The sequence below is a fragment of the Gemmatimonas sp. genome (assembly GCF_044376735.1).
Classification (GTDB): Bacteria; Gemmatimonadota; Gemmatimonadetes; order Gemmatimonadales; family Gemmatimonadaceae; genus Gemmatimonas.
This window is the reverse complement of the sequence record NZ_JBILKJ010000133.1, coordinates 1-7,491: the sequence shown is the minus strand read 5'-3', so window position 1 is coordinate 7,491 and position 7,491 is coordinate 1. Positions and strand designations below refer to the sequence as shown.

The following is a 7,491-nucleotide window of genomic DNA, read 5'->3' as shown; positions in this document are numbered from 1 at the left end:
GCGGCGCCGTCTTCTACACCGCCACGCCGCATTGCTGCCGGGCGCGGACGCGTGCTCACGCCTTCCCTGCCCGCTTGTAGAAGGGCAGCTTCACCACACGCGCCGGCAACGTCCGCCCGCGAATGTCAATCTCGAAGGTGGTGCCTTCGACGGCGGCCGCGGCGGGCAGATAGCAGGTCCCGATCGGGACCCCGAGCGTGGGGCTCATGCAGCCGCTGCACACGTCACCGATCGCCACGCCACCGTACAGCACGCGGTGTCCATGTCGCGGGATCGCGCGCTCGTCGATCGTGAACCCGACCAGCTTGCGATCGGTGCCGTCCTGGTGCTGACGGACCAGCACGTCCTTGCCCAGGAAGGGCTCGCGCTTGGCCAGCTTCACCAGCCAGTTCAGCCCTGCTTCAATCGGAGTCGTGCGGTCGTCGAGTTCGTTGCCGTACAGACACATGCCGGCTTCGAGGCGCAGCGAATCGCGGCACCCGAGCCCCGCGGGCGTGACGGCACCAGCGGCCATGACCGCGTTCCACACGGTCGCCGCCTGCGAGGCGTCGAAGTACAACTCGAAGCCGAGTTCGCCCGTATAGCCGGTCCGCGAAATGATGCAGGGCACGCCGGCGACCTTGCCTTCGGTGAACCAGTAGTACTTGATGCCGTCGAGCGGCACATCGGACAGCGACGCCACGATGGCTGGCGCCTGCGGCCCTTGCACGGCCAGGAGCGCGATGCTGTCGGAGACGTCGGTCATCGCGCAATCGAAGCCGGCGATGTTGGCCTGCAGATGCGCGAGATCCTTCTCGCGATTGCTGGCGTTGATGACGAGCATGAGATGATCGGCGAACCGATACACGAGCAGGTCGTCAACGATCGTGCCGTCGCCGCGCAGCAGCGTCGAGTACTGGATCTGTCCGACGGCGAGCGCTTCGACGTCGTTACTGGTGACCGACGACACGAAGCGCATGGCGTCGGGCCCGCGCACGATCACTTCACCCATGTGCGACACATCGAACATGCCACACGCCGTACGGACGGCCGTGTGCTCGGCGGTGATGCCGGTGGGATACTGCACCGGCATTTCATAACCGGCGAAGGGGACGATCTTCGCGCCGAGCGCGACATGAACGTCATGGAGCGGCGTACGCTTGAGCATGCCGGGAGCGATGGCTGTCATATCTGAAAAAGAAGCAGGGCGCGACCGGAGCGGTCGCGCCCTACAAACATGTCCGATCTGGCAGGAACGTGCCAGCGGATTGCCACGCTGGCAGTGATTCGATGCAGACTCAGCCGATCTCCGCCATCACTTCGGCGGCGTGCCCAGCCGGCTTGACCTTGCTGAACACCTTGGCGATCTGCCCCTGCGGGTCGATCAGGAAGGTGGTACGCTCCACCCCCATGTACTTCTTGCCGTACATGGATTTTTCCTTCCACACGTCGTACGCCTGCAACACCGTCTGTTCTTCATCGGCCAGCAGCGTGTAGGGCAGCTCGTACTTGGCCTTGAACTTCGCGTGCGACTTCACGGAGTCCGGGCTGATGCCAAGGATGACCGCCTTCGCGGCATCGAAACGCGGGAGCGCGTCGCGGAACTCACAGGCCTCCACGGTGCACCCGGAGGTATCGTCCTTGGGGTAGGCAAAGAGCACCACCCACTGCCCACGGAGCGACGAGAGCGTGAGCGTGTCGCCCGTTTCGGTGGGGAGCGTGAAATCGGGGGCGGGTATTCCTTCGGCGATGGGCATGCGGTGTAAATCCGGGTTCAGAGCGGTTCGTTCCCCATGAGGGCGGCCATGATTGCCTTCTGGATGTGCAGACGGTTCTCCGCTTCGTCCCAGACGACGCTTTGCGGGCCGTCGAGCACCTCGGCCGTCACTTCTTCGCCGCGGTGCGCCGGCAGACAATGCAGGAAGATGGCGTGCGGCGCGGCGAGCGCCATGAGCGACGCGTCGACCTGATAGAGCGCGAAGGCGAGGGCGCGCTTCGCGTGCTCCTCCTCCTGTCCCATCGAGGCCCACACGTCGGTGGTCACGACATCGGCGCCGGCGACGGCTTCACGCGGGTCACGCCGCACCTGCACCATCCCCGACGCCACGCCCCGGCGCAGAAACTCGGCATCGGGGTCGTATCCCTCGGGACAGGCCACGCGGAGGGAGAAGCCTAGATGTGCGGCCGCTTCGATCCACGAGTTGGCCATGTTGTTGCCGTCGCCGATCCAGGCGACCGTCTTCCCGCGGATGTCGCCGAGATGTTGCTGGATGGTGAGGACATCGGCCAGGATCTGGCAGGGATGCGACAGATCGGTGAGGCCGTTGATGATGGGCACCCTGGCGTACTCGGCCAACGTTTCCACGTCCGCGTGCGCGAAGGTCCGGATCATGATGCCATGCACGTACCGGTCGAGCACCCGGGCGGTGTCGGCGATCGGCTCGCCTCGGCCCAGTTGTACATCGCGCGGCGAGAGAAAGTGCGCCGTGCCCCCCAATTGGGTGACCCCCACCTCGAAGGACACACGGGTGCGCGTGGAGGACTTCATGAAGATCATGGCCAACGCCTTCCCCGCCAGCGGCTTGCCGACGTAGGCGCCGGTGCGCATCCGTTCGGCCAAGTCGAGCAGGGCGAACGTCTCGGTGGGAGAGAAGTCGGCGATGTTCAGGAAATCGCGATGCGGCGGATGGGTATGCGGCATCCGGGCAAAGTTATTGCGCACGCACGGCGAGTCCAAGCCTTCGGTCGTACAAGCCGCCTCGGGCTAAAGGATGTACTTCCGCAGATCCTCGTCCTCGCTGATCGTCCTCAGGCGCTCGCGAACCATCGCCGCGTCCACCAGCACGGCCTCCGTCCCGCGGTCGGGCAGTTCGAACAACACTTCCTCCAGCAGCGTCGTCATGACCGTGTGCAGGCGGCGTGCGCCGATGTTCTCCATGCGCTCGTTCACCCGCGTCGCGACGCGTGCCAGTTCGGCGATGCCGTCTTCCTTGAACTCCAGCGACGCGCCCTCGGCTTCCACCAGCGCGGCGTACTGCTTGGTGAGCGCATTCTCCGGCTCCGTCATGATGCGCACGAAGTCCTGCTCGGTGAGCGGCTTGAGCTCCACCCGGATCGGAAAGCGCCCTTGCAGCTCGGGGATCAGATCGCTGGGCTTGGACACGTGAAAGGCGCCGGCAGCGATGAAGAGGATGTGATCGGTCTTCACCGTGCCGTACTTGGTCTGCACGTTCGACCCTTCCACGATCGGTAGCAGATCGCGCTGTACGCCTTCGCGTGAGACATCCGGGCCACCGCCCTGCCCTCGTTCACCGGCGATCTTATCGATCTCGTCGAGGAAGATGATGCCCATCGCTTCGGTGCGTTCGAGGGCGTCCTCGGTGATGTCGTCGAGGTCGATCAACTTCTCGAGCTCCTCGTCCATGAGAATGCGGCGCGCCTCACTCACTTTCACCGTGCGCCGCTTCTTCTTCTTCGGCATCAGGTCGCGGAACCACTCGGCCACGCTCTCCATCCCCTCGTTGCCACCGGGGGTCATGACGCCGGGCATGCCGGGGCCCGACTGTGTGACCTCGAGCTCGACTTCGCGCCCGTCGAGCTGTCCATCCAGCAGCAACAGGCGCAGCTTGTCGCGCGTGCGCTTGTGACGCTCCATGACGGCGTCCTGCTCGGCCTTCCCCTCCGGCGTGTCGCCGGCCGCAACCGGCGGCACGGGCAGCAACAGGTCGAGCAGGCGTTCGTCGACCTTCTCGTTGGCCAGATCCTCGACTTCCGACTCGCGCTCGGTGCGCACCATGTCGATCGCACTCTCGATGAGATCGCGTACCATCGATTCGACGTCGCGCCCCACGTACCCCACCTCGGTGAACTTCGACGCTTCCACTTTGGCGAATGGCGCGCCTGACAGCTTGGCCAGTCGCCGCGCGATCTCGGTTTTCCCGACGCCCGTGGGGCCGATGAGGATGATGTTGTTGGGCGAGATCTCCTCGCGGATCGCTTCCGGAGCCCGCTGACGGCGCCACCGATTGCGCAGCGCGATGGCCACCGACTTCTTGGCGTCGGCCTGTCCGACGATATAACGATCCAGCTCCGCCACAATCTGCCGAGGCGTGAGGTCGGCGAGCCGCGCGATTGCCTGTTGCGTACGAGGTGAGGGCATGCCGAAGGCTAACCATCCTCCGCGCTTTCGGGGATGTCTTTCCGGCGGTGTCTTGCGGGAGCGGTGTGACGCGCTGCAGCGGGTTGCGTATGCGGACCCGCTGGGGGAACCGGATCGGCGCGCTTAGGCCGACGGTTCCAGCACGGTGATGTTGGTGTTTGTGTAGATGCAGATCTCACCGGCGATCGTGAGGGCTTTCCGCACGATCTCAGCCGGCGACAGGGCGGTCTCGCGCACAAGGGCACGCGCCGCCGCCTGCGCATACGCGCCACCGGAGCCGATGGCGAGAATGCCGTCGTCGGGTTCGATGAGTTCGCCGTTCCCGCTCAGCATGAATCCGTGATCGACGTCGGTCACGATCAGCATGGCCTCCAGGCGACGAAGCACGCGATCGCTGCGCCATTCCTTGGCCAGCTCGACGGCGGCCTTGGGCAGGTTTCCCGGGAAGCGATCGAGCTTCTCCTCGAACTTCTCGAAGAGGGTGATCGCATCGGCCACGGAGCCGGCGAATCCGGCGATGACGCGTCCACCCTTGAGGGTGCGAACCTTCACCGCCTGCGACTTGGCGATGGTATCGCCGACGGACACCTGCCCGTCGCCGCCGATGGCCACACGTCCGTTGCGGCGCACCGCCAGGATGGTGGTGGCCCGAATGATGGGGAGAGGCATATTTCAGGAATGTACCCCATCAACTACAACGACGTACTGGGCGCCCGGACGCGGCTGCGCCCTTTTCTGGATCCGTCCCCCGTCCGGCACTATCCGCCGCTGGACGAGCTCGTCGGCCATGGCATCCGGGTGCTCGTGAAGCACGAGAACCATCTTCCCACCGGCAGCTTCAAGGTGCGCAACGGTACGTCGTCGATCACGGCGCTTTCCGACGACCAGGCGGCCCGTGGCGTGATCGCCGCCACTACGGGTAACCACGGACTTGGCTTGGCGTGGTCGGGGGCACAGCGCGGCGTCTCGGTGACCATTTGCGTGCCCCGCGGCAACAACCCGGAAAAGAGCGCGGCGATTCGCGGGCTTGGTGCCACGCTGATCGAAGTGGGCGAGTCATACGACGAAACGACCGCCGCCTGCCGCGCGTTGGCGGAACGCGACGGCAAGACCGTGATCCACTCCACGAATCACCGCGAGGTGATCGCTGGTGCGGCCACGATGACGGCGGAGTTCCTGGAGCAGGCACCGGATCTCGATGCGATCATCATTGCACTGGGCGGCGGATCGCAGGCCGTGGGCGCGGCCGTGGTGCGCGATGCGCTGAAGCCGAATCTCGAGGTCTACGCCGTGCAGAGCGTCGGCGCGTCGGCACAGCACGACGCTTGGCACGACGGCGTTCCGCGGGCGGGCGCTCCGGTGCGCACCTTCGCCGAAGGGATCGCTACGGGTTCGACGTACGACCTGACGTTCGATGCCCTGCGCCGCGGACTGGCCGGGTTCGTGCTCGTGGACGAGGCAACGATCGCGCGGGGCGTGCGTGATCTGTGGCGGATCACCCACAATCTGGCCGAGGGTGCCGGGGCGACCGGACTGGCCGGGCTGCACGCGCTGGCCCCGCAGCTCGCGGGGCGCACGGTTGGCATCGTGATCTGCGGAGGCAATCTCGACGCGGCTCGTGCGGTGACGATTCTGTCGGGAAGCACGCCTTCGTGAATTGGCGGTAGTGTACCGGCGGAGGGGCGCAGCAAAGCCGACAGCACACCACCACTCACACAAGACTTACGCGCGCGGGTGCGCCTGCCGGTAGACCTTCTTGAGGCGCTCGACGCTGGTGTGCGTATAGATCTGTGTGGTGCTGATGCTGGCGTGCCCGAGCAGTTCCTGCACCGCGCGCAGATCGGCCCCGCCATCCACGAGGTGCGTCGCGAAGCTGTGCCGTAGCGAATGTGTGCTGAGTCCGGCCCCTTCGTCGACGGAGGCAAGGAGCTGCACGACGGCGTGCTGAATCGCGCGCGGGCTCATGCGTGCGCCGCGTTCACTCAGGAACACGGCCCCGCGCGCCGGCTTCGCATCGCGTGCCTTCGTTTTCGCCGTCGCGAGGAGTGCGTCGCGCTTCACGAGATAGTTCCGCAACGCACGTTGCGCATGGTCACCCACCGGCACGATGCGTTCCTTGCGCCCCTTGCCACGCACTTTCACCTGCTGCGCGATCAGATCGAGATCGCCCAGATCGATGCCGCGCAGTTCGGACAGACGCAGCCCGCTCGAGTAGAACAATTCGAGCATCGCGAAGTTGCGCACATCGGTGAACGCGAGACTCTTCGCACGTGTGGCGGCGTGTTCGAGCAGTAATTCGGCCTGCCGCTCGTCGAGATAGGCGGGCAGCGTCCGCGGCAACCGCGGCGATCCGACGGCACGTGCGGGGTTCACGTCGACCCGTTCGTCGCGATGCATCCAGCGATAAAAGCTGCGGACGGCGGAGAGCTGGCGGGCGATGGAGCGCTTGGCGAGCCCACGACGCGTGCAATGCGCCATGAAGCCGCGGATGTCGGTGCGCCCGAGTTCGTTCCACTGCCACCCCTCGATGCCATGCGTGCTGGCGAGCCACGTGGAGAACTCGCGCAGATCGCGCCGATAGGCGGAGATCGTGTTGGGTGAGAGGTCGCGCTCCTTGGTGAGATGCACGAGGAACTCGTCGATCTCGGCGGGGAGCGCCGCGTCAGGCAGGTCCGCATGCGGGAGGGCGGCCTCTTCGCTCATGCGTGATTCACCCCTGAACAGCCGTCGGCACGATTCCCGCGGCATCACGCCACGCCGCCATGGCCGTGAGCGCGCGCTCGGCGAACATCTCGCGTTTCCTGGCCTTGTCCTTCAGCACCTTCGGCGCGACGCCGTCGAGATCATCGAGCAATCCGAAGTTCGCATTCATCGGCTGGAAATGCTTCGGATCGGCTTCACGCATGTAGCGATACAGCGCGCCCATCATCGTGGTCGGTGGCGGTACCACGGGGTCCTGACCGGACAGCTGCCGGGTGAGGTTGATGCCGGCCAGCAAGCCGGTGGCGCTGCTTTCCGTGTACCCCTCGACGCCGGTGATCTGCCCCGCGAACATGAGCTGCGGCGCATCGCGCAGCGACAAATGCGGCGACAACGCGGCGGGCGCGTTCACATACGAGTTGCGATGAATCGACCCGAAGCGCAGAAACTCCGCGTCGGCCAAGCCGGGGATCATGCGGAATACGCGCGCCTGCTCGGGGATGCGCAGGCGGGTCTGGAAGCCGACCAGGTTCCACATGCGCCCACCGCGATCTTCCATGCGCAACTGCACGACGGCGTGTGGCCGCGCGGTGGAGCGCGGGTCCTGGAGTCCGATGGGCTTCATCGGCCCGAAGCGCAGGGATTCGCGACCG

General features: G+C 65.8%; 8 protein-coding genes. 1 reads left to right on the top strand and 7 read right to left on the bottom strand.

Going from position 1 to position 7,491, the window contains the following annotated elements; genetic code table 11:
- Positions 1-55: 55 nt before the first annotated feature.
- The 5 genes from gcvT to hslV form a co-directional block, all read right to left on the bottom strand.
- Complete coding sequence (gene gcvT / locus ACIRA7_RS13490; RefSeq protein ID WP_396221369.1) at positions 56-1,168, bottom strand: glycine cleavage system aminomethyltransferase GcvT; 1,113 nt, start codon at positions 1,166-1,168, stop codon at positions 56-58.
- A 109-nt stretch (positions 1,169-1,277) separates the two neighbouring features.
- On the bottom strand, positions 1,278-1,736 hold the full coding sequence (gene bcp / locus ACIRA7_RS13485; protein WP_396221367.1) for a thioredoxin-dependent thiol peroxidase: 459 nt from the start codon (positions 1,734-1,736) through the stop codon (positions 1,278-1,280).
- Between the two features lie 17 nt (positions 1,737-1,753).
- Positions 1,754-2,680 (bottom strand): ornithine carbamoyltransferase, encoded by a 927-nt coding sequence (gene argF / locus ACIRA7_RS13480; RefSeq protein WP_396221366.1) that lies wholly within the window; start codon positions 2,678-2,680, stop codon positions 1,754-1,756.
- Between the two features lie 63 nt (positions 2,681-2,743).
- Entirely contained in the window at positions 2,744-4,138 is a 1,395-nt protein-coding gene (gene hslU / locus ACIRA7_RS13475; protein ID WP_396221365.1) for an ATP-dependent protease ATPase subunit HslU, read from the bottom strand.
- 123 nt (positions 4,139-4,261) lie between these two features.
- The gene (gene hslV / locus ACIRA7_RS13470) at positions 4,262-4,807 is read right to left on the bottom strand and encodes an ATP-dependent protease subunit HslV (protein WP_396221364.1); all 546 of its coding nucleotides are present in this window, start codon (positions 4,805-4,807) and stop codon (positions 4,262-4,264) included.
- Between the two features lie 9 nt (positions 4,808-4,816).
- On the opposite strand from hslV, the gene ACIRA7_RS13465 reads away from it, so the two are divergent.
- Entirely contained in the window at positions 4,817-5,794 is a 978-nt protein-coding gene (locus ACIRA7_RS13465) for a threonine/serine dehydratase (RefSeq protein ID WP_396221363.1), read from the top strand.
- 66 nt (positions 5,795-5,860) lie between these two features.
- On the opposite strand, the gene xerC is transcribed toward ACIRA7_RS13465, so the two are convergent.
- Positions 5,861-6,841, bottom strand: a complete 981-nt coding sequence (gene xerC / locus ACIRA7_RS13460; protein ID WP_396221362.1) for a tyrosine recombinase XerC — start codon at positions 6,839-6,841, stop codon at positions 5,861-5,863.
- A 7-nt stretch (positions 6,842-6,848) separates the two neighbouring features.
- On the bottom strand, positions 6,849-7,491 hold a 643-nt coding region (gene trmFO, locus ACIRA7_RS13455; protein WP_396221361.1), incomplete at its 5' end, for a methylenetetrahydrofolate--tRNA-(uracil(54)-C(5))-methyltransferase (FADH(2)-oxidizing) TrmFO.

Excerpts from the sequence above, each read along its gene's own strand:
- gcvT (WP_396221369.1), bottom strand. The coding sequence starts at position 1,168 with ATGACAGCCATCGCTCCCGGCATGCTCAAGCGTACGCCGCTCCATGAC.
- bcp (WP_396221367.1), bottom strand. The coding sequence starts at position 1,736 with ATGCCCATCGCCGAAGGAATACCCGCCCCCGATTTCACGCTCCCCACC.
- argF (WP_396221366.1), bottom strand. The coding sequence starts at position 2,680 with ATGCCGCATACCCATCCGCCGCATCGCGATTTCCTGAACATCGCCGAC.
- hslU (WP_396221365.1), bottom strand. The coding sequence starts at position 4,138 with ATGCCCTCACCTCGTACGCAACAGGCAATCGCGCGGCTCGCCGACCTC.
- hslV (WP_396221364.1), bottom strand. The coding sequence starts at position 4,807 with ATGCCTCTCCCCATCATTCGGGCCACCACCATCCTGGCGGTGCGCCGC.
- ACIRA7_RS13465 (WP_396221363.1), top strand. The coding sequence starts at position 4,817 with ATGTACCCCATCAACTACAACGACGTACTGGGCGCCCGGACGCGGCTG.
- xerC (WP_396221362.1), bottom strand. The coding sequence starts at position 6,841 with ATGAGCGAAGAGGCCGCCCTCCCGCATGCGGACCTGCCTGACGCGGCG.